This window comes from Photobacterium piscicola, from assembly GCF_900166965.1.
Lineage (GTDB): Bacteria > Pseudomonadota > Gammaproteobacteria > Enterobacterales > Vibrionaceae > Photobacterium > Photobacterium piscicola.
In genome coordinates, this window is sequence record NZ_FUZI01000011.1 from 1 (window position 1) to 24,919 (window position 24,919).

Annotated in this window: 21 protein-coding genes and 1 pseudogene; 3 read left to right on the forward strand and 19 right to left on the reverse strand. The window is 41.6% G+C overall.

The window, feature by feature from the left end; genetic code table 11:
- Positions 1 to 127, forward strand: a pseudogene (locus CZ809_RS21045) (S-(hydroxymethyl)glutathione dehydrogenase); the annotation flags it as partial.
- Positions 128 to 218: 91 nt separating this feature from the next.
- Entirely contained in the window at positions 219 to 1,067 is an 849-nt protein-coding gene (gene fghA / locus CZ809_RS17845) for an S-formylglutathione hydrolase (RefSeq protein ID WP_080158896.1), read from the forward strand.
- Positions 1,068 to 1,225: 158 nt separating this feature from the next.
- On the opposite strand, the gene CZ809_RS17850 is transcribed toward fghA, so the two are convergent.
- From CZ809_RS17850 to guaB, 3 genes are all read right to left on the reverse strand, one after another.
- Entirely contained in the window at positions 1,226 to 2,785 is a 1,560-nt protein-coding gene (locus CZ809_RS17850) for an AbgT family transporter (RefSeq protein WP_080158897.1), read from the reverse strand.
- A 420-nt stretch (positions 2,786 to 3,205) separates the two neighbouring features.
- The gene (gene guaA / locus CZ809_RS17855) at positions 3,206 to 4,789 is read right to left on the reverse strand and encodes a glutamine-hydrolyzing GMP synthase (protein WP_080158898.1); all 1,584 of its coding nucleotides are present in this window, start codon (positions 4,787 to 4,789) and stop codon (positions 3,206 to 3,208) included.
- Positions 4,790 to 4,902: 113 nt separating this feature from the next.
- Complete coding sequence (gene guaB, locus CZ809_RS17860) at positions 4,903 to 6,366, reverse strand: IMP dehydrogenase (protein WP_080158899.1); 1,464 nt, start codon at positions 6,364 to 6,366, stop codon at positions 4,903 to 4,905.
- Between the two features lie 272 nt (positions 6,367 to 6,638).
- Here guaB and xseA point away from each other — a divergent pair, with 272 nt between their 5' ends.
- Positions 6,639 to 7,991 (forward strand): exodeoxyribonuclease VII large subunit, encoded by a 1,353-nt coding sequence (xseA, locus tag CZ809_RS17865; protein WP_080158900.1) that lies wholly within the window; start codon positions 6,639 to 6,641, stop codon positions 7,989 to 7,991.
- A 68-nt stretch (positions 7,992 to 8,059) separates the two neighbouring features.
- Here xseA and CZ809_RS17870 read toward each other — a convergent pair whose 3' ends face one another.
- The 16 genes from CZ809_RS17870 to hscA form a co-directional block, all read right to left on the reverse strand.
- Positions 8,060 to 8,290, reverse strand: a complete 231-nt coding sequence (locus CZ809_RS17870; protein WP_080158901.1) for a zinc ribbon domain-containing protein — start codon at positions 8,288 to 8,290, stop codon at positions 8,060 to 8,062.
- A gap of 532 nt (positions 8,291 to 8,822) precedes the next feature.
- On the reverse strand, positions 8,823 to 9,731 hold the full coding sequence (locus tag CZ809_RS17875) for an alanyl-tRNA editing protein (RefSeq protein ID WP_162841610.1): 909 nt from the start codon (positions 9,729 to 9,731) through the stop codon (positions 8,823 to 8,825).
- 76 nt (positions 9,732 to 9,807) lie between these two features.
- Positions 9,808 to 11,313, reverse strand: coding sequence for a ribosome biogenesis GTPase Der (der, locus tag CZ809_RS17880; RefSeq protein WP_080158902.1), 1,506 nt, complete (start codon positions 11,311 to 11,313; stop codon positions 9,808 to 9,810).
- A 176-nt stretch (positions 11,314 to 11,489) separates the two neighbouring features.
- Positions 11,490 to 12,653 carry an outer membrane protein assembly factor BamB gene (gene bamB, locus CZ809_RS17885; protein WP_080158903.1) on the reverse strand — a complete coding sequence of 388 codons (1,164 nt, stop codon included), beginning with the start codon at positions 12,651 to 12,653 and terminating at the stop codon, positions 11,490 to 11,492.
- A gap of 10 nt (positions 12,654 to 12,663) precedes the next feature.
- The gene (locus CZ809_RS17890) at positions 12,664 to 13,275 is read right to left on the reverse strand and encodes a YfgM family protein (protein WP_080158904.1); all 612 of its coding nucleotides are present in this window, start codon (positions 13,273 to 13,275) and stop codon (positions 12,664 to 12,666) included.
- A 13-nt stretch (positions 13,276 to 13,288) separates the two neighbouring features.
- Positions 13,289 to 14,557 (reverse strand): histidine--tRNA ligase, encoded by a 1,269-nt coding sequence (hisS, locus tag CZ809_RS17895; protein ID WP_080158905.1) that lies wholly within the window; start codon positions 14,555 to 14,557, stop codon positions 13,289 to 13,291.
- 104 nt (positions 14,558 to 14,661) lie between these two features.
- Entirely contained in the window at positions 14,662 to 15,774 is a 1,113-nt protein-coding gene (gene ispG, locus CZ809_RS17900) for a flavodoxin-dependent (E)-4-hydroxy-3-methylbut-2-enyl-diphosphate synthase (RefSeq protein WP_080158906.1), read from the reverse strand.
- A gap of 16 nt (positions 15,775 to 15,790) precedes the next feature.
- The gene (gene rodZ, locus CZ809_RS17905) at positions 15,791 to 16,765 is read right to left on the reverse strand and encodes a cytoskeleton protein RodZ (protein WP_080158907.1); all 975 of its coding nucleotides are present in this window, start codon (positions 16,763 to 16,765) and stop codon (positions 15,791 to 15,793) included.
- Complete coding sequence (gene pilW, locus CZ809_RS17910) at positions 16,755 to 17,513, reverse strand: type IV pilus biogenesis/stability protein PilW (RefSeq protein ID WP_080158908.1); 759 nt, start codon at positions 17,511 to 17,513, stop codon at positions 16,755 to 16,757. The genes rodZ and pilW overlap by 11 nt, the downstream gene beginning before the upstream one ends.
- 58 nt (positions 17,514 to 17,571) lie before the next feature.
- Positions 17,572 to 18,693: a dual-specificity RNA methyltransferase RlmN gene (gene rlmN / locus CZ809_RS17915; RefSeq protein ID WP_080158909.1), complete on the reverse strand. Its 1,122-nt coding sequence runs from the start codon at positions 18,691 to 18,693 to the stop codon at positions 17,572 to 17,574.
- A 245-nt stretch (positions 18,694 to 18,938) separates the two neighbouring features.
- A complete protein-coding gene (gene ndk / locus CZ809_RS17920) occupies positions 18,939 to 19,370 on the reverse strand; it encodes a nucleoside-diphosphate kinase (RefSeq protein WP_080158910.1) in 432 nt (143 codons plus the stop codon).
- Positions 19,371 to 19,448: 78 nt separating this feature from the next.
- On the reverse strand, positions 19,449 to 20,726 hold the full coding sequence (gene pepB, locus CZ809_RS17925; RefSeq protein ID WP_080158911.1) for an aminopeptidase PepB: 1,278 nt from the start codon (positions 20,724 to 20,726) through the stop codon (positions 19,449 to 19,451).
- A gap of 130 nt (positions 20,727 to 20,856) precedes the next feature.
- A complete protein-coding gene (pepB, locus tag CZ809_RS17930; protein ID WP_080158912.1) occupies positions 20,857 to 22,140 on the reverse strand; it encodes an aminopeptidase PepB in 1,284 nt (427 codons plus the stop codon).
- Positions 22,141 to 22,285: 145 nt separating this feature from the next.
- A complete protein-coding gene (gene iscX / locus CZ809_RS17935) occupies positions 22,286 to 22,483 on the reverse strand; it encodes a Fe-S cluster assembly protein IscX (protein ID WP_080158913.1) in 198 nt (65 codons plus the stop codon).
- A gap of 210 nt (positions 22,484 to 22,693) precedes the next feature.
- Complete coding sequence (gene fdx, locus CZ809_RS17940; protein WP_080158914.1) at positions 22,694 to 23,032, reverse strand: ISC system 2Fe-2S type ferredoxin; 339 nt, start codon at positions 23,030 to 23,032, stop codon at positions 22,694 to 22,696.
- A gap of 2 nt (positions 23,033 to 23,034) precedes the next feature.
- Positions 23,035 to 24,888: a Fe-S protein assembly chaperone HscA gene (gene hscA, locus CZ809_RS17945; RefSeq protein WP_080158915.1), complete on the reverse strand. Its 1,854-nt coding sequence runs from the start codon at positions 24,886 to 24,888 to the stop codon at positions 23,035 to 23,037.
- Between the last annotated feature and the right edge of the window lie 31 nt (positions 24,889 to 24,919).

The following is a 24,919-nucleotide window of genomic DNA, read 5'->3' on the forward strand; positions in this document are numbered from 1 at the left end:
CATGGCGGGTGAATTCAAACTTGATGATTTCATCTCATTTAACATGGGCCTAGACGACATCAACAAGTCATTTGACCTACTACATGAAGGTAAGAGTATCCGTACGGTTATTCACTTCGATAAGTAAGCTTTTTATACCTCAGCATTACTATAATAACGCCATAAAAAATGCGCAGAGTCCCTACACTCTGCGCAGCTTTAACAAGAGACCAAATCCAATGCCTTTAGAAAATATTAGCTGTAACAAAAGTGCTGGCGGCTGGCATAAGCAATATACTCACCGCTCAGAAGTTCTTAATTGTGATATGCGTTTTGCTATTTACCTGCCTCCGCAATGTGCCGCAGGGCAAAAAGTACCGGTTATTTACTGGTTATCAGGTCTAACATGTACTGATGAAAACTTTATGCAAAAAGCAGGTGCACAACGCATGGCGGCAGAATTAGGCGTTGCGATTGTAGCCCCTGATACTAGCCCACGTGGCGAAGGCGTTGCCGACGATCCACAAGGTGCTTATGATTTTGGTCTAGGTGCTGGTTTCTATGTTAATGCCACAGAAGCGCCGTGGAATCGTCATTACCATATGTATGATTACATCGTAAATGAACTGCCAACATTGATTGAAGCACACTTCCCTGTCACTGAGCAGCGTGCAATCAGTGGTCACTCAATGGGTGGACATGGTGCACTCATGATCGCCTTGCGTAATCCGAAGCGTTATAGCTCTGCATCTGCATTTAGCCCTATTGTTAATCCAATGAATTGCGCTTGGGGCCAAAAAGCATTTACCGGTTACTTGGGAACAAATACTCAAAACTGGAAGCAATATGATGCAAGTGAATTGATGCGTATTGCTGAGATCAAATTACCAATGTTAGTTGATCAAGGTACGCACGATAACTTCTACAATGACGGTCAACTTCGAACTGAAACCCTGATTGCGGCAGCAGAAACCAATAGCTACCCAGTTGAAGTTCGTATGCAAGATGGTTATGACCACAGCTACTACTTTATGGCGTCATTTATTGATGAGCATCTGCGTTTCCACGTTGAAAACTTCAATAAATAACCGCTAACTTTATTAAACTCCTTTTTTGCAGACAGGGTTTAATAAGACACAAAAAAGCCTCGGCCAGTCTAACTGTTCGAGGCTTTTTATTGTTTGACGATAACGCTGTATTAATACTAACTATATTAAAGCTAATTACCGTTATTACAGTCTATTAATTACATGCTGTAAGTGTAAGGCGCTTGAACACCTAGAGGAATACCTAGCGTCCAGAATACTAACAAGAAAATAGTCCAACCAATTAGCATTGCAATTGAGTACGGCATCATCATTGACGCTAATGTACCAATACCTGAGCTCTTAACATAACGCTGCATGTAAACAACCACTAATGGGAAGAACACCATCATTGGCGAAATAATGTTAGATACAGAGTCGCCAACACGGTAAGCCGCTTGAGTAAGCTCAGGTGAAATACCTACCGCCATTAGCATTGGTACCATGATAGGACCAATCAATGCCCACTTAGCAGACGCAGAACCCACTAACAAGTTAACACTTGCTGTTAGTAGAATCATACCAATGATAGTTACTTGTCCAGGAAGGTTCATTTGTTGCAATAACTGTGCACCAGAAAGAGCTAATAGCGTACCTAAGTTTGACTGAGTAAACGCAACTAAGAATTGAGCAATAAAGAACACCATCACCATAAAGCCAGCCATGCCCGCCATTGTGGTCGACATTGCTTTAATTACATCACCGCTTTGCTTAAATGTGCCCGCAACTTTACCGTAAATAATACCCGGAATAACAAACAGAATAAAAATCAACGGTACGATAGATTGCATTACTGGCGCATTAAAGGCTGCCACTTCACCGGATGGTGAACGCAATGGTGATGTTTCAGGCCATACAGCAGCAACTAATAGCACAATACCAACGACCATTGTCCAGCCAGCGTATGAGAATGCTTTGCTTTCTAATGGTGTAAAAGAGCCCATATCTGGTGCTTCTTCTGCATCAGTATCAATTGCTGTTTTTTGTAAACGAGGCTCAATCACTTTATCAGTGATATACCAGCCAATACCCACAATAACAAATGATGATAAACCAGTGAACATTAGGTTTGCTAACGGGTTAACAATGTAAGTTGGGTCCATGATGCGCGCTGCTTCTTGGGTGAAGCCCGCTAATAATGGGTCGATACCAGAAGGAATAAAGTTAGCAGAGAAACCACCAGAAACACCCGCAAACGCAGCCGCAATACCGGCTAGAGGGTGACGACCCGCAGCGTGGAAGATAATACCACCAAGAGGAATAACCAACACATAACCTGCATCAGCCGCAGTATGCGATACAATAGCCACTAAAATCAGCATTGGCGTAAGTAGCTTAGCTGGGGTGACATTTAACATCTTTTTCAGGCCTGTATTGATAAAGCCAGACGCTTCAGCAACACCAACACCTAACATAGCAACAAGTACAATACCCAATGGTGCAAAACCGGTGAAGTTTTTCACCATATTAGCCAAGAAGCTTGCCATGGCATCGCCCGTTAGCAAGTTATTCACTTGTACCACATCTTTAGTAACTGGGTGCACAAGACCGAAATCAAACTGTGATAAAACAGCCGAAAGAATCCAAACGGTGACTAAACCCCAAAAGAACAGTAAAGCGGGATCAGGAATTTTATTACCTGCGCGCTCAATACCATTTAAAAACTTGTCCATCGCACTCGTCGATGGAGGTGGTGCTTGCTTCAGTGTTTTTTCGTTCATGGTTATGCCATGTCCTTATGCTGGTTATGTTTGCTGTTTGGATCTACTTACATGTAGTCGATCTCATTGTGTTTTTCGCCCAAATAAATTCTGAATATTCGCTGAACGATTGTAATGAAATTACCACAACAAACAGTGTTATAGACCTATTTATAACACTCATATACCACAACATATTGTAACCAATCATTAATACGAAACTTACTAAAAACAATAAAAAAACATATCTGCAACATTTATGGGAATTTATGATTTATCTTCCCCTTACCTACCCCCTTATTAGGGCTACTCTCCTTTTGCTGATACACAAAAATAAACAACCACTGTTAGCTTTTGCCCTTCAATCGCCTTAAATTACAGCAATAAAAAAAGCACCCGTAGGTGCTTTTTATTATTCAATTCGTGCTAATAAGCCCGTAATTATTCCCACTCAATCGTGGCTGGTGGCTTACCAGAAATATCGTAAACAACACGTGAAATGCCATTAACTTCATTGATGATACGGTTTGATACTTTACCTAAGAAATCGTAAGGTAAGTGGGCCCAATGCGCGGTCATAAAGTCGATAGTTTCTACCGCACGTAGCGATACAACCCAATCATACTTACGGCCATCGCCCATCACGCCTACAGAGCGTACAGGTAAGAACACAGTAAATGCTTGTGATACTTTATTGTAAAGATCAGCGTTATGTAGCTCTTCAATAAAGATTGCATCAGCACGACGTAGTAAGTCACAGTACTCTTTCTTCACTTCGCCCAATACACGTACACCTAAACCCGGTCCAGGGAATGGGTGGCGATATAGCATGTTATAAGGTAAGCCAAGTTCTAGACCGATCTTACGTACTTCATCTTTAAATAATTCACGTAATGGTTCAACTAAGCCCATTTCCATATCATCAGGCAAACCGCCAACATTATGGTGTGATTTAATCACATGTGCTTTACCCGTTTTAGACGCTGCTGATTCGATAACATCAGGGTAAATAGTACCTTGTGCTAACCACTTAGCATTTTTCAGTTTCTTTGATTCTTCATCAAAGATATCAACAAACACATGGCCGATGATCTTACGTTTTGCCTCTGGCTCATCAACACCTGCTAATGCCGTTAAGAAACGATCTTCTGCTTTAACATGAATAATGTTTAGGCCAAATTTATCACCAAACATGTCCATGACTTGCTGACCTTCGTTAAGACGAAGTAAACCATTATCAACAAATACACATGTTAGCTTATCGCCAATTGCACGGTGAATAAGCATCGCAACCACTGATGAATCAACACCACCAGAAAGACCAAGGATAACTTCATCGTCACCCACTTGTTCTTTGATTCGTGCAATCGCATCTTCAATAATATTGGCTGAAGTCCATAGCTTTTCACAGCCACACACATTCATTACAAAGTTTTCAATTAACTTCATGCCTTGACGGGTATGCGTTACTTCAGGGTGAAATTGCACTCCGTAGAAACGCTTATCTTCATTTGCCATTGCAGCAAATGGACAGGTATCTGTTTCAGCGACTTTAATGAAATCCGCTGGAATTTCGACAACTTTGTCACCGTGGCTCATCCATACATCAAGTAATGGTGTACCATCAGCAGCAACAGCATCTTGAATATCTTTTAAGAAAGCAGTCTGCTCAACAATTTTAACTTGCGCATAACCAAATTCACGCTCATCAGAACCGGCAACTTTACCACCCAGTTGTTCTGCCATGGTCTGCATGCCGTAACATACACCAAACACCGGAACACCCGCTTCAAATACATACTGTGGTGCGCGAGGAGAACCCGCTTCAGTTACGCTTTCAGGACCACCAGAAAGAATAATACCGTTTGGATTGAAATCACGGATATCAGCTTCATCAACATCCCAGCTCCAAAGTTCACAGTAAACGCCGATTTCACGGATACGACGGGCAATTAACTGAGTGTATTGCGAACCAAAATCCAAAATAAGAATACGTTGGTCATGAATATTTGCGGTAGTGGTCATTATAGAGCTATCTCAAAAATTGAATGTATTGGGGGCTATATTTAGCCCCGATTTTATCTAACTTCACAACTTAGGCAATCGTTTTCGTTCAATGAAGACTGACTGCTTAATAATTAAGCCATACGGTAGTTAGGAGCTTCTTTTGTAATCGTCACATCATGTACGTGTGACTCTTTCATGCCGGCACCTGAAATACGTACAAATTCAGCTTTAGTGCGTAAATCTTCAATTGTTGCAGAGCCAGTTAAGCCCATGCTTGAACGTAAACCACCCATTTGTTGATGCACAATTTCCTTCATCAAACCTTTGTAAGCCACACGACCTTCAATACCTTCTGGTACAAGTTTGTCAGCTGCGTTATCTGATTGGAAGTAACGGTCAGAAGAGCCCTTTGACATTGCGCCTAGTGAACCCATACCACGGTATGATTTGTATGAACGGCCTTGGTACAGTTCAACTTCACCTGGTGCTTCTTCAGTACCCGCGAACATTGAGCCAACCATTACACATGACGCACCCGCAGCGATGGCTTTACATAAATCACCAGAGTAACGAATACCGCCATCCGCAATAACTGGAATACCGTATTGATCAGCCACTGATGCAGCTTCTGAAATCGCAGTAATTTGTGGAACACCCACACCAGTAACGATACGAGTAGTACAGATTGAACCAGGGCCGATGCCCACTTTAACCGCACTTACACCTGCATCAATCAGTGCGCGAGCACCTTCAGCAGTTGCAACGTTACCACCCACAATAGGCAAGTTCGGGAAAGCTGCACGTGTTTCACGAATACGTTGTAAAACGCCTTCTGAGTGACCGTGAGATGAATCGATAAGTAATACGTCAACGCCAGCTTCAACTAATGCAGCAACACGTTCTTCATTACCCGCACCAGCACCAACAGCAGCACCAACACGTAAACTACCGCGCGCATCTTTACATGCATTAGGTTTACGTTCTGCTTTTTGGAAGTCTTTCGCTGTAATCATGCCTTTTAGGCGGAAGTTATCATCAACAAGCAGTACTTTTTCAACACGGTACTTTTGCATGATAGCTTCAACTTCTTCACGAGATGCACCTTCTTTAGCAGAGGCTAGCTTCTCTTTTGAAGTCATTACTTCTTCAACTTTAATTGAAAGGTCGGTAACAAAACGAACGTCACGACCAGTAATAATACCGATCAATTCGTTGTTATCTGTAACCACAGGGTAACCTGCGAAACCATTTTCTTCCGTTAAACGCTTAACATCTGCAATAGTGTTATTTGGTTTAACGGTAACAGGCTCTGCAACAACGCCAGCTTCGAACTTTTTCACCATGCGAACTTCAGCCGCTTGTTGTTCGATTGACATATTCTTGTGGATAAAACCAATACCACCCTCTTGAGCGAGAGCAATAGCTAGGCGACCTTCAGTCACTGTGTCCATAGATGCTGATAGCATAGGAATGTTAAGAGCAATCTCTTTCGTGAGACGGGTGCGCAGATCGGCAGTGTTAGGTAGGACTGTAGAATGAGCAGGAACTAATAATACATCATCAAACGTCAACGCTTCTTTTTTAATTCGTAACATGCAATATCTCACACCAATTTAAAGGTTTACAAAGAAGATTAAAATATTGCGAACGGATTATACGTATGAAGCAATCGTTTGGCTAGTTTTATTTTTTATTTTTTAATTGACAAAAAACATTTGCTGTGTAGTATATTTCGGTTAACTATCCGGTGATGCGGTCGACGAAATACGGCCAAGATCTGTCCATTGATCTGCCTAGGCGTTTTTCGTTCTATTTGATAGTTTTCTGACCGCCTGCCGCCATTCATTCGTTAGCAGGTGCTTCCTTCGTGACTCTATTCGCTTCTCAAAGCCAATCCAACGATCGTATCTACACCGTTTCTAGTCTCAATGCGCAAGTCCGTCTAATCCTTGAAAATGAAATGGGGATAGTATGGCTCGTCGGTGAATTGTCGAATTTTTCAATGCCGGTTTCTGGCCATTGGTATTTCACCCTTAAAGATTCTCGTGCCCAAGTTAAATGTGCGATGTTCAAAGGTAATAATCGCCATGTCACCTTTAAGCCTGGCAATGGTAATCAAGTATTAGTTAAAGCGCGCCTATCCATTTATGAGCCTCGTGGTGACTATCAGTTGATTATTGAAAGTATGCAGCCTGAAGGTGATGGCCGTTTACAACAGCAATTTGAACAACTCAAAATGAGCCTTGCTGCTGAAGGTTTATTTGCTCAATCATTAAAAAAACCATTGCCACAACAACCACAACGTGTCGGTGTTATTACCTCTAAAACAGGTGCGGCTCTTCACGATATTCTGCACGTATTAAAACGTCGAGATCCAAGCTTAGCTGTGGTTATTTATCCAACTATGGTGCAAGGTGATGGCGCAGCCATATCAATAGCTCAAGCGATTGGGCGAGCAAATTCACGCCAAGAATGTGATATTTTAATTGTTAGCCGTGGGGGTGGTTCATTAGAAGATTTATGGGCATTTAATGAAGAAATTGTTGCACGAACAATTGCAGCAAGTCAGATTCCGATCGTCAGTGCCGTTGGTCATGAAGTCGATGTCACTATTGCTGATTTTGTCGCAGATATGCGTGCACCTACCCCCTCAGCTGCGGCAGAATTAATCAGTCGTGATAGCTCTGCACAAACCGATAAAATTGCTCAGAAACAACAACAACTACGCCATGCGATTCAGTTTTATGTTGCAGATAAAAAGCAGCATGTAAATCAATTAAAACATCGTTTAGATCGCCAACATCCACAACTACGTTTAAACCAACAACAACAGCATTTGGATGAGATCAGTCGTAGACTTCAGCAGATAATGCTGAAAAAAATACAAATACAGCAACAACGTATTACTCAGAACCAATATAAATTATCACTTTATTCACCGCAGCAACAACTGCAGCATCACACCACAACACTCGTTAACACTAAGCGACGTTTATTGGATGCAATGGATCGACAATTATTAAATGCTAATCATAAATTAGTCTTAGCAGCAGAAAAATTAGATACGGTCAGTCCACTGGCAACGCTTAGCCGTGGTTATTCAATTACACGTGATGATAAAGGGGAGCTTATTCGTCGCTGTGATCAGGTTAAAGCAGGGGATCAACTGATTACGACGGTTACAGACGGTAAAATCCATACCACCGTTAATAGTCATTAATTCTCGCCCCCATCACTCTTCAATGCCGCAATAGCACTCTTTTATTGCGGCATGATAGCGTTAAAAGATTAATCTTCCGCTTTATTAAATACGACCTTTACTCGTGATTTTGATTTTAACTCATTACAATAATTACAAAAATAACTCGCAGAGCCACACGCTTGTAATTTTTCTAATTGTTCAGAACAATCAGGACAAAATGCAGTTTTAGTCACTTTTTGTTGGCAATAATCACAAAAATATCCCTGATCTTTCCAACTTAATTCACTCTCACATTGTGGACAAGTATTTTTAATCACTCTCTTTTACTCCTAAATGAATTTATTCTAGCATGCAAAATTATTGACTAAGATGCTACTAAATTTAAACACCATTCTTTAAATCTTAGGCACACCCCTAACTATATTTCATCCTTTGATTCGATTTATCAATGGTGAATATACCGTCATGATCCCCGAGATGATCATCACCCTTATGGGTGATCATTGTGTTTATTAAATCTGATCAGCGATCAGCTACTAAAAGAATATTTATCAATACACATCCCGAAAGCATAAGTTACATATTCTGCATATGGATTTCAAACAGAATAAAACTCTAAGGCTTCTGCTTTAAACCCCATAGATCTAATATTTAATAAATTAAGATCATACTTAAAAAAGAATAAATATTGACCATATTTGCCATGCTATACATTTCAATAATGCCGATTTATTCTTATTCAATAATAGTCACCAGTATAAAAAATCCCACTAACATTATAAAAAATAGACAATTACAGATATAAAAAAATCGTCCGCAGACGATTTATAAATAATAATGCCATCTTATTTACGCGACGGTGGCGGTCGTTATCATGACAATTTCTTGCTCAGAGATAATCTCAAACTTTACCGTTAGCGCGTGATATTCTGCTAAAGAAGTTGCATGTGTTCCACCGCAGGGAATTTCAATTATCCCCTCATCGCCAAGATCACATTGCCAATAACGCGAATCGGTTAAAGCATCACCTTCGCGACGCATTACTATCGGCGTCGCTAATTGCAGCCATTGTGCAAGCTGCTGATTCATACGCAATGTTATTTCAGCTAAGTTCGCCACCATCTCTGCGCTATTTAGGCCTCTTTTACGCAAGGTCTTACCTAAGCGATAATGATCGGTGCTGCAATTTTCACTGACAATACTCTTTTCTTGTGCATAACTATGAAAATCATAATACCCAAGTTCATCACGCCGACTCGGATCTTTCCGCCAAAAATCAGTATGTAATACCTTATTTAATGCTAATGATGATAAATGACCACCACTGTGACCACGACTCAAACTCTGTTGATATGCTTTATCAACCACCAGTGTTACTTCTTCACCAACACACAGAGTTACTGCTGATGCTATATGGTGCACCACAACAAATACCCAGCCATCAGTATCACGCTTAACAGGAATATCAGCGGCAATGTACAGTTGCTGAGTCGCTATTTCTATCGCGCCTACTACACAGTCGATCACCGTGTATTGCTCGGTTTGAAACACTAAGTCACCACGATCTGCGGGATGATCTGGCCAAATATGACTCACAGGATGAAAGGGTGTTTGTTCAGTAACAATCCATGTGCCGCTATTTTCAGTAACAATAGAACAAACAACTGTCGTAGTTATTTGCCATCTATTTTGTGTAAAAAAAACGGTGGTTGGATTGATCATTATTGGTGTCGCAATCATTGGTGTAACAGCTGCCATGATATTTTCCTTATAAAAAAGCCCAACACTATGGTTGGGCTTTCACATTTAGAGACAACACACTTAATCGCTAATATTACTTTCTGCGATCGTGTAAAGCACTCGTTAAGCGCTTACGTTGACGTTCTTGAGAAACAGTCAACTTCTGCTTTGTTGTTTCAAATGGGTTTTCACTATTCTGGAATTGAATTCGAATAGGTGTACCCATCATTTCTAATGACTTACGGTAGTAGTTCATCAAGTAACGTTTGTAAGAACCAGGAAGGTCATTTACTTGGTTACCGTGAATAACAATAATCGGTGGGTTGTAACCACCAGCATGGGCATATTTTAGTTTCACACGACGGCCACGAATCATTGGTGGCTGGTGATCATCTTGCGCCATTTGCATAATACGGGTTAGCAGTGATGTACTAATACGCTTAGTTGCTGACTTATATGCTTCAATAACTGATTCATATAAGTGACCAACACCAGTACCGTGTAGTGCAGAAATAAAGTGAATACGTGCAAAGTCAACAAAACCAAGACGACGATCAAGTTCAGATTTAACACGCTCTTTAACGTCGTTATCTAAACCATCCCACTTATTAACTGCAATCACTAATGAACGACCTGAGTTCAGAACAAAACCAAGTAGGCTTAAATCCTGATCTGAAATATTTTCACGCGCATCAATGACTAACAATACAACGTTAGCATCTTCGATAGCTTTCAATGTTTGAATAACAGAAAACTTCTCAACAGCCATGCTCATATTCTTACGACGACGAACACCTGCGGTATCAATCAATACGTATTCTTGACCATCACGTTCCATTGGAATGTAAATAGAGTCACGTGTTGTTCCCGGCATATCGTAAACAACAACACGTTCTTCACCAAGAATACGGTTAGTTAACGTTGATTTACCCACATTAGGACGACCAATGATAGCCATCTTAATTGGTTGTTCTTGTAGACGTTTGTACGCAGCTTCAGCATCTTCTTCAGAAAGGTTTGCTTTCTCGATGTCTTCAACTGAAGTTAAGTCTTCAAGCGTTAGTTCGCCATCTTCACCATTTTCAGCCGCTAACTCTGCATTTAACTTATCAGAGAATGGTGCTAACGCACGCTCCATCAATGCCGTTACACCGCGGTTTTGAGTTGCTGCAATTTGGAACATCGCATCAACGCCCAAGCGCCAAAACTCAGCACAAGCAGTATCAGGATCAATACCGTCAACTTTGTTAACCACTAAAAATGTTGGCTTTTCACGGCTGCGAAGGTGTTTTGCAATTGCTTCATCAGCAGAAGTTAATCCCGCACGACCATCAACAAGGAACAGGACAACGTCTGCTTCTTCGATTGCCGCTAATGACTGTTCAGCCATTTTGGTTTCAACACCTTCCTCTGTGCCATCAATACCGCCGGTATCAATAACAATAAATTCGTGCTCTTCTAGCTCAGCTCTACCGTATTTACGATCCCTAGTTAAACCAGGAAAGTCTGCAACTAGTGCATCCCTCGTGCGGGTAAGACGATTGAACAACGTCGATTTACCCACGTTTGGGCGCCCGACAAGGGCAACAACAGGAATCATAACTACCTCTTACTTTTCATAGTCTTAATTGACATTTTACCGTTCATTCTTGCCTCAAATAAGCATATTTACTTATCTTCATCCGACAATAATATACACAACGGATATAACAACAACGGCTCCAACTGCATAAGACAGCTGGAGCCGACAAATTAATCTAGCGACAGTATACCGACTTATTTCGATATTTGCATTTTGTTGATTTCACCATCACGGGTAACAACAATGAAGCCATTGTCATCAAGTGCAACGGGTGGAACCGCAATACCACTACCATCAACAGATTCTTGTGAAACAAATTCACCTGATTGAGTATCTAACCAATGTAGATATCCTTCAGCATCACCCGTCACTAAATAGCCATCAATAACAGCAGGTGCACTTAGTTGGCGGTATTGAAGATCTTTGTTTTGCCATAGCTCAGTACCACTACGGGCATCAACTGCGACGATATGATCTTTAGCTGTTACTAAGAACAACTCGTTTCCATCAACCACAAAATTTGTTGCTGATGAATAATTACGTTTCCACGCAATTTGACCACTACGAAGATCGATCGATACTAATGATCCATTATAGCCGATAGCATATAAACGATCGCCTGAAATTACAGGAGCGGCATCCACATCAACTAAACGATCAATTTCAGTTGAACCTTTAGGGGTTGAAATGGTTTGCTGCCATAGCACACGGCCATCATTTAAGATCGCACCTTCTAAACGGCCATTTGATAGCCCCCAGAAAACACCACCAGAGATCGCAACTGGAGAACTTGTACCACGTAATGTTAACGTTGGAATCTCATTATTGATTTGCCATTTGCTCTTACCTGTATCAGCATTAAGCGCTTCAAGCACACCACTACTGGTGTTAACAACAACAATACCACTATCAACTAAAGGTTGTGATAACACTTCACCAGCGACTTTAGCACGCCAAACTTCTTTACCTGTTGCAGCATCTAATGCTATTACGTCAGCATTTTCAGTACCGATAAAGATTTTTCCTTCTGCTAAAACTAAGCCTCCAGAAATTTTAACGCTAGTCTCTTTCTCTAAATCATTTTTCCATAGCACTTTGCCGTTGCTAGAATCTAGAGCTTCAACTAAACCATCACGATCAGCAACAAAGACTTTACCTTGACCAACAGCGGGCGTTAGCTTTGAATAGTAACCAGAAACACCGTCACCAACACTACGACTCCAATCTGTTTTAGGCGTAAAAGTATTGTCTACTTTAGGCAATGGTGCCATGTGAATAGAATCAACTTCGCTCGCACAACCAGATAATACGCTCACAGCAATTGCTACGGCTAAAGCGCGTTTTAACACCTTATGCATTATGTTCGCCTTATTGAGCTAAGTCATTAAGCTTCATTTGCAATGCTGGTGATGAACCATCTTGCTGAGCTTCTATATATGCGTCACGAGCTGCTTGAATATCGCCTTTTTGCAGTAAGATATCACCGCGTAATTCTGCAATATTTTCATTCCAGCTTGGAATCGTTACTTTTTTCAGTTCAGCTAACGCTTCAGTGAATTTCTGCTGTTCTGCGTAAATACGTGCAAGACGTGTTACTGCTAACGGTAAAATAGCGTTATCTTTAGTGTTACTGATCACCCAATTAAGTTGTTCAATCGCACCGTCAAGATGATTATTTTCAACTTGAACTTTCGCTAATTGTAATGCAGCAAGAACAGCATATTGACTGTCTTTGTTAGCTTCGATGAACGTTTGCGCTTCAGTAACAGCAGTTTTACTATTATTGTCGAGAGCTGTAACTACTTGAGTATAGGAGTCTGATGCTAAATGTTTCGCAGCATGGACTTCAGACTGGTAGTAACGCCAACCTAATAGACCACCTAAACCAATCACGGCGCCTAGAACAACGGCTTTGCCGTTCTCTTGCCACCACGATTTTATCGCTTCAACCTGTTGTTCTTCTGTGGCGTAGTCGTTCACTTCCTGTCCTCTCTTAAATCAGTGCTGCCAGCTTCGCGGCAACCTCATCCTGTGCCATGGTTGTTTGTTCACCGCCATGAAGATCTTTAACCACAACGGTGTTTTCTGCCATTTCATTTTCACCAAGAACCAATGCAATTGCTGCACCTACGTTATCAGCGCGTTTAAATTGCTTTTTAAAATTACCACCACCAAAGTTAGACATAATGCGTAACTGAGGTAATTGATCACGTAATTTTTCTGCAAGCATCATACCTGCTGCTAAAGTACCTTCTCCAGCCGTTACCATGTAAACATCAACCGAACGACGAACATCGTCTTGCTCTAATGCTTCCATCAGTAATACTAGGCGTTCAAGTCCCATAGCAAAACCAACTGATGAGGTTGCTTTACCACCTAGTTGTTCAACTAGACCGTCATAACGACCACCACCACATACTGTACCTTGTGCACCTAAGCTATCAGTGATCCACTCAAATACAGTACGGTTATAATAATCTAAACCACGTACAAGGCGTTCATTTACTTGATATTTGATGCCAGCAGCGTCTAATAGTTCACATAATCCAGTAAAATGTTGCTGTGATTCTGGATCTAGGTACGCAGAAAGCATTGGTGCATCAACAAGAATTTCTTGAATCGCAGGGTTCTTAGTATCTAAAACACGCAATGGATTGGTGTACATGCGACGCTTAGCATCTTCGTCTAACACGTCCATATGCTGTTCAAGGAACGCAATCAGTGCAACACGGTAATCTGCACGCGCTTGCAGTGAACCAATAGAGTTTAACTCTAGACGAACATGGTCATTAATACCAAGTTCACGCCATAAACGTGCTGTCATCATGATAAGTTCAGCATCAACATCAGGACCATCAATACCAAATACTTCTACACCAACTTGGTGGAATTGACGGTAACGGCCTTTTTGTGGACGCTCATGACGGAACATTGGGCCCATGTACCATAAGCGCTGTTCTTGATTGTAAAGCAAACCATTTTCAACACCTGCACGTACACAGCTGGCTGTACCTTCTGGGCGTAATGTTAAACTATCGCCATTACGATCTTCAAAAGTGTACATTTCTTTTTCAACAACATCAGTGACTTCACCGATCGCACGTTTAAACAAATGTGTCGACTCAACAATTGGCATACGAATTTCATTGTAACCATATGCACTGATCACTTGTTTAACTGTGCCTTCGACTTTTTGCCAAAGTGGAGTTTGTGTTGGAAGGCAATCGTTCATGCCTCGAATTGCTTGAATTTGTTTCGCCACGATTATTCTCAGTTTTCGATGGGGATTTAAATCGAATATATAATTTATTGCAGAAATAGTGAACCACACTGTCACAATAACAGCATGGTTTTTGCTATTTTATCTTATTGCTTAATATCAATACGATTGTTTAGGTTTAACATTGAGGCTTTTGCGCGGATTTTCGCCTCAAGCTGATCAATAACGTTGTCGTTATCAAAGCGCTCTTTTTGACGAATACCATCTTCATAGAAAGCACTCTTACGGTTACCACCAGCAATACCTAAGTGAGAAGCTTCTGCTTCACCTGGGCCATTCACTACACAACCAATAATAGAAACATCCATCGGTGTAATAATGTCTTCTAGACGTTGCTCTAATGCATTAACCGTCGCAATGACATCAAACTCTTGACGAGAACAGGTTGGACACGCGATAAAATTAATACCGCGCGAACGAATGCGTAATGATTTTAGAATATCAAAACCCACTTTGATCTCTTCAACAGGATCTGCCGCCAATGAGATACGTAACGTATCACCAATACCTTCAGCAAGTAACATGCCTAGACCAACCGCAGATTTCACTGATCCAGCGCGCGCACCGCCCGCCTCTGTGATACCTAAATGCAATGGCTGTACAATTTGTTTTGCCAACTGGCGGTAAGACTCAACCGCTAAAAACACATCTGAAGCTTTAACACTAACTTTGAATTGATCAAAATTCAGACGGTCTAAAATTTCAACATGACGCAGCGCTGATTCAACCAATGCAGCGGGGGTTGGCTCACCGTATTTTTGTTGAATTTCTTTTTCTAACGAACCGCCATTAACCCCGATTCGAATCGGAATGTTTTTATCACGCGCACATTCAACCACCGCGCGAATACGATCTTCACGACCAATATTGCCGGGGTTAATACGTAAACAGTCAACGCCATATTCCGCGACTTTTAATGCAATGCGGTAATCAAAATGAATATCAGCAACTAATGGAACATTTACTTGTTGCTTAATCAACTTAAACGCTTCAGCAGCATCCATTGTCGGTACAGAAACACGTACAATATCAGCCCCTACTTTTTCCAATGCACGAATTTGAGCCACCGTTGCATCAACATCGGTGGTAAGAGTGTTAGTCATTGATTGAACGGCAATTGGAGCGCCATCGCCAATAGGTACATTGCCGACATAAATTCGGCTTGATTGGCGACGTATAATGGGTGATTCGTTATGCATGTCTTATCATTCTCTATTACTGCGGCAACGTTAACGTTATAGGTCGACCTGCCGGATAACGACTAAGATCGAAAGGTTGCCCTTTAAGTTCTATTTTAACGGCACTCGGTGCACCAAGTCGAACGCGAAATGGTGCCTTACCATTAATATCAAGTGTTTGACCTGCGGTCTTAATACCACTTTCGAGACGTTTACCATTAGCGTCACGAATATCAACCCAACAATCTGCAGCAAACGCCAATTGTAATGCAGGTGCAGCTTCAACCTCGGTTGTCACCGCTGGAGTTACTACTTCAGGTTCTGTTGTTTCAGCGACTGTTGCTGTGGTTGCAGCAACAGGCTTCGCCGCTATTGTAGCAACATCGGTAATCACTGCTGGCGTTGATACGGCATCTGGATTAACCGGTGTGGTAATAGCAGCAGAAGCCGTTGATGGCGTACCATCAGTTACCGTTGCGGTCGATGTATCAATAGCGGAAGATGTAACTACCGCAGCCGTAGTGGTTGTCTCTGTTGCAGGGGTTACCTTATCAACATGAGCAACATCAACGACTGGCGTTGTATCTCGATCTAAATGGCTATTTTGCCACCACCACACAGCGGTCACACCAACAAAAATAACCGCAAGGATCCACGTTAGTCCCATTATACGGCTATCATGCGCTTCACGGTTAGTGCGGCGTGAGAAACTTTGCATTTCTTGTGCTTTAGGTTTGGAGTGACCGTAATCATCCAATAAAGCGACAACAGCAACGTCATCTAGCCCCACATACTTTGCATACGACCTCACATACCCTCGAGTAAATGTTGATATTTTTTCACTGTCAAAACAGTTACTTTCAATATCATTAATCACCGATAAGCGTAATCGTAAGCGATTAGCGATATCTAGTTGCGAATAACCCAGTTGCTCACGAGCTTGGCGAAGCATATCACCAGGGCGAAGAGCCGCATTTTCTGGTTGTGGCGAATCGTTATTTTCAGTATTCATTGGCTAGATAATTCTGATATTGCTGAGAATTAGGAAATTGTTCTTTTAATAAGTTAGCGTATTTATTGACCAAAGTTAACCGTCCATCTTGGTTTTCTAACTGAATGAGCAACAACAAACTATTTGCTGTATATCCGTATCGCTTATTAAATTTAAACAACCGTACGCGAGCATCTTTATAATTATTAGCCTCTAATTCTAACTGCGCCAGTTGCAATATTGATTTTGGACGATATGGATCATGTGAAAGTGCTTTTTCAAAATAATCTATCGCTTGTTCGTCATCGCCTTGTTTACGGCTACATAAACCTGCGTTTTCATAACTTGCTGAAATAAGGTAATAGTAAGGTTGATTAATGGCTTTAACAAATGTATTAATCGCTTCATCATAACGCCCTTCGCTACACAAAAAGGCCCCATAATTATTAAGTACATCACCATTTCGAGGTGAGTCTCTTAATGCTTTTTTATACATTTTTTCGGCCGATTCTTTCTCACCAACCTTTTGGTAGTAATAGGCCATGGCATTTTGCACACGATAATAGTCAGGCGCATAATTTAACGCTTGTTCTAAATTTTCACGTGCACGTTGCCATTGACCTACTTTTAAATAGTTTAACCCTAATGTCATTCGCGCTTCAGCAGCATCAATGGCATTAAATTGTTCTGCGCTATCTTCTACTGTCACAGTGGCACATCCGGCCAACAGCAAACAAGAAAATAATGGATACTTCATCCATTGTATCATTTTTACTCACCTTAACATCCGTGTTAAACCGCGAAGTGGTTATAATAGCTAAGCTAATTTAAAGGGTTTTAACTGCAATAGACTCACCCATTGATTGCTTCGCTTGAGTACGTTTAGTGCGGTCGATAACATCACCAACCAACTGGCCACAAGCGGCATCAATATCGTCACCACGTGTTTTACGTACAGTTACAGTGTAATCATACTCCATTAGAGTTTTCATAAAGCGATCTATACGTGAATTACTAGGTTTTTTATACGGTGAACCAGGGTATGGATTAAATGGAATCAGGTTAATTTTAGCTGGTGTGTCTTTTAATAAACGTCCTAATTGACGTGCATGTTCCATATCATCATTAACATGATCAAGTAACACGTATTCAATTGTTACACGGCCACGGTTCGCATTGGTTGAATCAACATAACGACGAACTGCGTCTAGGAAGGCTTCAATATTCCAGCGATCATTAATCGGCATGATTTGTGAACGTAATTCATCCGTCGGCGCATGCAGTGAAATAGCCAGTGCAACGTCGATAGTACCGATCATTTGCTCTAGGCCCGATACAACACCAGACGTTGAAACAGTAACGCGACGCTTAGATAAACCAAAACCTAAATCATCAAGCATAATTTCTAATGCTGGAATTAAGTTTTTCATATTCAGCAGTGGCTCACCCATACCCATCATTACGATATTAGTAATAGGACGGCGACCGGTTTCTTTTTGAATGCCAATTTCTTTCGCTGCACGCCACACTTGACCAATAATTTCAGAAACACGTAAATTACGGTTAAAACCTTGTTGGCCTGTCGAACAGAATTTACATTCTAATGCACAGCCTACTTGAGAAGAAACACACAAAGTTGCACGATCTTCATCAGGGATATAAACCGTTTCTACGTCTTGATCGCCAACACGCATTGCCCATTTGATGGTGCCATCATTTGAGTATTGTGCATTAGAGACTTCAGGTGCACGAATTTCAGCAACACGCTGCAATTTTTCACGCAACTTTTTGTTGATATTGTTCATTTGATCAAAGTCATCACAACCGAAATGATAAATCCATTTCATTATCTGATCTGCTCGGAATGGCTTTTCATTTAGCTCTTCGGCAAAGTATTTACGCAGACCTTTGCGATCGAAATCCAGCAGATTAATTTTGACAGTTGTCATCGGTTGGTGCCTCACTAAAAATGACTATTGCTGCGCCTTTATAACTCGGAGATCTGCAAATGGCAGCCTCATCGTAGTTACCAGGGTTTAAGGCGCGAAATTGTACAGCCTTTAGGCGCGGGTTTCCACCCGTTCAATGTATGGTTATTTTTGCGGTGATAACAATCTTGATGCTTAAAATAATAAAGGGAAGCCTTAGCCTCCCTTTAGTATTTGGTTTTGCTTATTTTTTCAGCAACTAATCATTACTCACTACGTGGACATAACTCATCAGCGGCAAAAAAGTAGCTGATCTCACGTTCGGCTGATAGTGGACTATCTGAACCATGAACCGAGTTGTAACGTAAGCTAAGTGCAAAATCAGCACGAATAGTGCCACATGCTGCTTCTTGTGGGTTCGTTTTACCCATCAATTCTCGATAACGAACAATTGCATTTTCCCCTTCAAGCACTTGTACCATCACCGGGCCTGAAGTCATAAAATCAACTAATTCATCATAGAAAGGTTTGCCTTCATGTTCAGCATAAAACCCTTGAGCTTGAGTTTTAGTTAGCTGTAACATTTTAGCAGCAACAATTTTTAAGCCTGCATTTTCGAAACGTTGATAAATAGCGCCAATTAAATTTCGTTTAACAGCATCCGGCTTTACGATTGAAAACGTTTTTTCTATTGTCATTATTATAATTTCCTTTTGAGTCTAGTTGCCGTCCATTTACTTAGTCGCACTTCATCGCCACGAATAACTATTGTTAACTTACAATAGCAATCCTGCAATATTTGCAATACCTAAGCCCGTCGCACCGACTGCCCAACGTGGATCGGCACTATCACGATAACATGCAGCCAAATCAAAATGAATCCAACTGCAATTATCTGTATCAACAAAGCGTGATAAAAATCCAGCTGCATTTGATGCCCCCCCCATACCGCCACCTTTTTGAACGCGGCTATTGGCGGTATCTGCAAATGCAGAAGGACAGTAGCCTTGATGCCATTTTTCAAGAGGCAATGGCCATGCAGGTTCATTCACTAGCTCTGATAATTGTTGAGCACGGGTTAATAATGCTTTATCAAACCCAAAAATGGCATTGTAATCACTACCAACAGCCATCATTGCGGCACCGGTTAATGTTGCAGCATCAATAATTAACGGCGCTTTAGTTGCAGACGCCATTAATAAGCCATCAGCAAGTACCAGCCGCCCTTCAGCATCGGTATTTACAATTTCAACCGATACCCCATTGCTATACGTTAACACATCGCCAAGTTTATAAGCATCGCCTGACACCATATTTTCAGCACAACAAAGAATAAGTTTGACCCGCTGCGTTAAACCTTGTGCAATGGCATACCCTAATGCAGCAGTAACTGTTGCAGCGCCCCCCATATCGCACTTCATACTAACCATGCCTGCACTGGGTTTTAAACTGTAACCGCCTGAATCAAAGGTGATCCCTTTCCCGACTAAACACGCACTGATAGGCGCATCAGGATCAGCACTAGGATTATAATCAACGCTCAGCAATACTGGTGGATGTTGGCTACCTCGGCCGACGCTGTGAATACCAATCCAACCATCAGCTAATAATTCATCACCAATAATCATTTGGGCACTGATATGATCGCCACCTATCTCAGATAAAAACTGCACCGCTGCTTGGGCTAATTTTTGTGGATAAATGCTATCAGGACCTGTATTAATGATTTTCCGCGCCCAATCATGGCTATGCCGACGTACATTTAACAATTCAAGCTCATCTTCATCAATCGATGCCCATTTAATGGCAACCGTATCCATGGTAGCGGCAAAACCACAATAAAAAGCCCATTGACGCTCATAATTCCAACCGTCACCACTCAAACTTACCGCTTCAACCCCTTGTGTTTGAATTTGTCGGCCCGCTTGTTGAATACGACGCAAACCAAATGCATCACCATAATGCACAGTGACACTGTCAGTTTGGTAACTGATTAAGGCATTAATACCCCAAGGAGCGCGTGCGGGCTCTTTTGATAAATTTACTGTCAACATTATTGATAACCTCTTGTTTTATTTATAGTCTATATTTTTTATTTAGCGTAATTTAAATATAAAAAAAGCCCTCTTAAACGATTTCAACTAGAAACAAAATCATTAAGAAGGCTTTATTTTTTAACTGTTATTATTGCGCTAAAATACGCGCTAAGGTTTTAACACCCATACCGGTTGCGCCAGCTGCCCATTGATCATTACCGCTCTTACGGTAAGTACCACTGGCATCAATATGCATCCAGCCTTGCTGGTAATCATTCACAAAATACGATAAAAATGCTGCTGCGGTACTGGCTCCAGGCATAAAATCCCCACTGGAAATGTTGGCCAGATCAGCAAAGTTTGACGGCAGCATTTTACGGTGAATTTCAGCTAAAGGTAATGGCCACATACCTTCACCTTCTTGTTCTGCTGCTGCTAATGCTTGACGAGATAGAGCCTGATCAAAACTTAATAGTGCATGGTAGTCATTACCTAACGCCATTTTGGCAGAGCCCGTTAATGTCGCGCAATCAATAATTAACTCAGGGTGTTGACTATTGGCATACATCAAACCATCAGCCAGTACTAATCGTCCTTCGGCATCAGTATTTAACACTTCAACGGTTTTACCATTTTTATATTTAATGATATCGCCTAATTTTAATGCACGGCCTGAAATCATGTTTTCAGCACAACATAAAACTAATTTAATTCGCTTATTAAGCCCACGTGCCATTGCTAATGCTAGACCACCTGTTGCTAATGCTGCGCCACCCATATCAGCTTTCATTGATGCCATACCTGCTGATGGCTTAATGCTATAGCCACCGGAGTCAAAGGTAATGCCTTTACCAACAACACACGCAAAAACAGGTGCATCAGCATCACCCGTTGGATTGTAATCTAAACGTAACATCGCTGGACGGTGATCAGAACCACGACCGACAGCATGAATACCATTCCAACCTTCATCTAATAAGTCGTTACCTTTAACAATTTTGTAAGTAACGTGCTCAGGGGCTAATGACTTAATAAACTCACCAGCACGCGCTGCCAGTTGTGATGGCGCAACCACATCTGCGGGTTGATTGATAATATCGCACACCCAGTTAATCGTTTTAATTCGTGCCTGTAATTCGGCTTCATCCGCTTTATTTAATGGCTCCCAAGTCACCGAATTATCAGTCTTTGGATTACGATACCCCTGCAGAAACGCCCAAATTGCGTCTAAGCCCCATGCCATGCCGATTAAGTTAACCGCTTTAATGCCTTGCGCATCAAACCGACGACCAGCACGTTGAATATCGCCCAAAAGATCATGGGTCGACACATGAATCACACTGCCTTCTGCACCAAAACTAATTAATGCATTTGTTCCCCATTGCGACCCTGCCGCTTGATGAGAAAGACTCACAGACATTATGGTAGACATTGATAAGCTCCTTGATAAATACCACACAGCCAAGCAATTAAATAAAGCTGATTACTGCGTCATTGTTATACTATTTTTATAACCAATAAGACTATGCCCATCCCCCTTGCGAGGCAACAATAAAACAGGCTTTTCGTGGTTCCAATTATTGTTCGTCAATCCAGCACATCTGTACGGCTTCTAAAATTTTCTCATTACAATGGTCAACATCATCATCAAATTCATCCAGTGCCACGATCCAATCCCTTAAATCAGTAAACCGTACTTGGGTCGGATCTATCTCTGGGTATAATTCAATCAGCTCAATAGCAATATCACGTGAATCAATCCATTGTAGACTCATAATAAACCCTTATTTATCGAATAAAAACAATCTATTAACTTTACCATACTTAATTTAACCACATTTAATCAATATCAATTCCATTAATTACGTGGTCATCTTTAAAAAACATTAGCTCAGAGACGTATTGTGATTGGTATAAATAGCCGTCCCCCTAATCAACAGTTAAAAAAATAGGCCACCATCATGGCGACCTATCTTAATCATCAATTATTGGGCTTCAGAAGCAAGATTGACGGTATAACGTGGAATATCAACCACTAAATCTTCATCCGCTACTCGAGCCTGACAACTTAAACGAGATTCAGGTTCAAGTCCCCACGCCTTATCAAGCATATCATCTTCAAGTTCATCACTCTCTTTTAGAGAATCAAACCCTTCGCGAACGACAACATGACAGGTCGTACATGCACAAGATTTTTCACACGCATGCTCAATTTCGATACCATTGCGCAATGCAACATCTAGGATAGTTTCGCCTGATTGCGCTTCTAAAATAGCGCCTTCTGGACAATGTTCTTCATTCGGTAAAATTATAATCTTAGGCATGCCTAAACCTCATCAATAGACTGACCAGCGAGCGCTTGACGAATAGATTGATCCATTCGACGTGACGCAAACTCTTGGCTGGCCTTATCAGTTTTCTTAATTCCAGCTTCAATTGTACGAGCGTCGCCACTCTGACGTAATTGAACCAGTTCCATCATTACAGTTTCTAACTCTTCACGTTCTTGAGCACTTAATAACGTGTTGCCGTCTGTTGCCAGAGCAGCAATCAGTCCTTCAAGAACGCGATCGGCTTCTACCTGTTGTTCCGCTAATGCACGTGCATCTTTATCATCTTGAGCAAATGTCATTGAATCTCGTAACATGGTAGCAATTTCATCATCCGATAAGCCGTAAGATGGCTTCACTTGAATAGAAGATTGTACACCACTGCTTTTTTCCATTGCCGTTACAGACAATAAGCCATCAGCATCAACCTGATAAGTCACACGAATATGTGCAGCACCTGCCGCCATTGGTGGAATACCGCGTAAAGTAAATCGAGCTAATGAACGACAATCACTCACCATCTCACGCTCACCTTGAACGATATGAACCGACATTGCTGTTTGGCCATCTTTAAAGGTGGTGAATTCTTGAGCGCGAGCAACGGGCAATGTGGTATTACGTGGAATAATTTTTTCGATCATGCCACCCATGGTTTCAATGCCTAATGACAATGGAATCACGTCTAATAGCAGCATATCTGCATCGGGTTTATTACCCACCAGAATATCAGCTTGAATAGCTGCACCAATAGCAACCACTTGATCAGGGTCAATCGAGGTTAATGGTGTTTTACCAAAAAAGTCACCTACGCGTTCACGTACTAATGGCACTCGAGTTGAGCCACCAACCATGACGGTTTCAATCACATCGTCAATGGTAATATCAGCATCTTTTACTGCACGACGACAGGCAAGTAAGGTTTTCTTTACCAATGGCGTAATTAAGTCATCAAATTGTTCACGAGTGATATCACCCTGCCAACCTAAAACATTAATAGTCACGCTGTCGGCATCACTTAATGCTACTTTCGCTTGTTGAGCCGCATCTTGCAGCTCACGACGTTGTTGTGGCGTAAGTGTCTCGGTTAATTGCGCTTGAAGTAAAACCCAGTCAGCAAGCAGTTGATCAAAATCATCACCGCCTAATGCTGAATCCCCCCCCGTTGCAAGCACTTCAAAAACGCCTTTTGATAAGCGCAAAATTGAAATATCAAAGGTGCCACCACCAAGATCATACACTGCAATCACGCCTTCTTGACCAGAATCGAGGCCATACGCAATCGCTGCTGCTGTTGGTTCATTAAGTAAGCGCAAAACATTGAGATTAGCTAACTTAGCGGCATCTTTGGTACCGGCACGCTGCGCATCATCAAAATAAGCAGGAACAGTGATCACCACCCCTTCAAGATCGCCACCTAAACTTTCGACTGCACGCTGACTTAATGATTTTAAAATTTCAGCGGATACCTGAACTGGGTTCATCGTTCCTTGACGAGTCACTAGCTGCGGTAAACCGTTTTCTGATGCCGTAAATTGATAAGGCAATTGTGGATAACGCTGCTCGATATCAGCCAATGAGCGTCCCATCAGACGTTTTACCGATAGGATAGTATTAACTGGATCTCGTTGTGCGTAAGCGCGCGCGGCATCACCCGTAATGACATGCTTTTCAGTATAATGCACAACAGAGGGTAAAATTGAACGCCCTTCAGCATCTTTTAATGTTTCAGCAACGCCGCTACGAACGGCTGCGACTAATGAGTTTGTCGTCCCTAAATCAATACCAACCGCTAATTTTTGTTGATGCGGTGCTGCACTTTGACCGGGTTCAGAAATCTGTAAAAATGCCATTATCGTTCCTGTCTAAATAACGCAAGTGCTG

What these genes read in the sequence shown, in the direction of transcription:
- fghA (WP_080158896.1), top strand. Translation starts at nt 219, where the DNA reads ATGCCTTTAGAAAATATTAGCTGTAACAAAAGTGCTGGCGGCTGGCAT.
- CZ809_RS17850 (WP_080158897.1), bottom strand. Translation starts at nt 2,785, where the DNA reads ATGAACGAAAAAACACTGAAGCAAGCACCACCTCCATCGACGAGTGCG.
- guaA (WP_080158898.1), bottom strand. Translation starts at nt 4,789, where the DNA reads ATGACCACTACCGCAAATATTCATGACCAACGTATTCTTATTTTGGAT.
- guaB (WP_080158899.1), bottom strand. Translation starts at nt 6,366, where the DNA reads ATGTTACGAATTAAAAAAGAAGCGTTGACGTTTGATGATGTATTATTA.
- CZ809_RS17875 (WP_162841610.1), bottom strand. Translation starts at nt 9,731, where the DNA reads ATGGCAGCTGTTACACCAATGATTGCGACACCAATAATGATCAATCCA.
- der (WP_080158902.1), bottom strand. Translation starts at nt 11,313, where the DNA reads ATGATTCCTGTTGTTGCCCTTGTCGGGCGCCCAAACGTGGGTAAATCG.
- bamB (WP_080158903.1), bottom strand. Translation starts at nt 12,653, where the DNA reads ATGCATAAGGTGTTAAAACGCGCTTTAGCCGTAGCAATTGCTGTGAGC.
- ispG (WP_080158906.1), bottom strand. Translation starts at nt 15,774, where the DNA reads ATGCATAACGAATCACCCATTATACGTCGCCAATCAAGCCGAATTTAT.
- rodZ (WP_080158907.1), bottom strand. Translation starts at nt 16,765, where the DNA reads ATGAATACTGAAAATAACGATTCGCCACAACCAGAAAATGCGGCTCTT.
- pilW (WP_080158908.1), bottom strand. Translation starts at nt 17,513, where the DNA reads ATGATACAATGGATGAAGTATCCATTATTTTCTTGTTTGCTGTTGGCC.
- rlmN (WP_080158909.1), bottom strand. Translation starts at nt 18,693, where the DNA reads ATGACAACTGTCAAAATTAATCTGCTGGATTTCGATCGCAAAGGTCTG.
- ndk (WP_080158910.1), bottom strand. Translation starts at nt 19,370, where the DNA reads ATGACAATAGAAAAAACGTTTTCAATCGTAAAGCCGGATGCTGTTAAA.
- pepB (WP_080158911.1), bottom strand. Translation starts at nt 20,726, where the DNA reads ATGTTGACAGTAAATTTATCAAAAGAGCCCGCACGCGCTCCTTGGGGT.
- pepB (WP_080158912.1), bottom strand. Translation starts at nt 22,140, where the DNA reads ATGTCTACCATAATGTCTGTGAGTCTTTCTCATCAAGCGGCAGGGTCG.
- iscX (WP_080158913.1), bottom strand. Translation starts at nt 22,483, where the DNA reads ATGAGTCTACAATGGATTGATTCACGTGATATTGCTATTGAGCTGATT.
- fdx (WP_080158914.1), bottom strand. Translation starts at nt 23,032, where the DNA reads ATGCCTAAGATTATAATTTTACCGAATGAAGAACATTGTCCAGAAGGC.
- hscA (WP_080158915.1), bottom strand. Translation starts at nt 24,888, where the DNA reads ATGGCATTTTTACAGATTTCTGAACCCGGTCAAAGTGCAGCACCGCAT.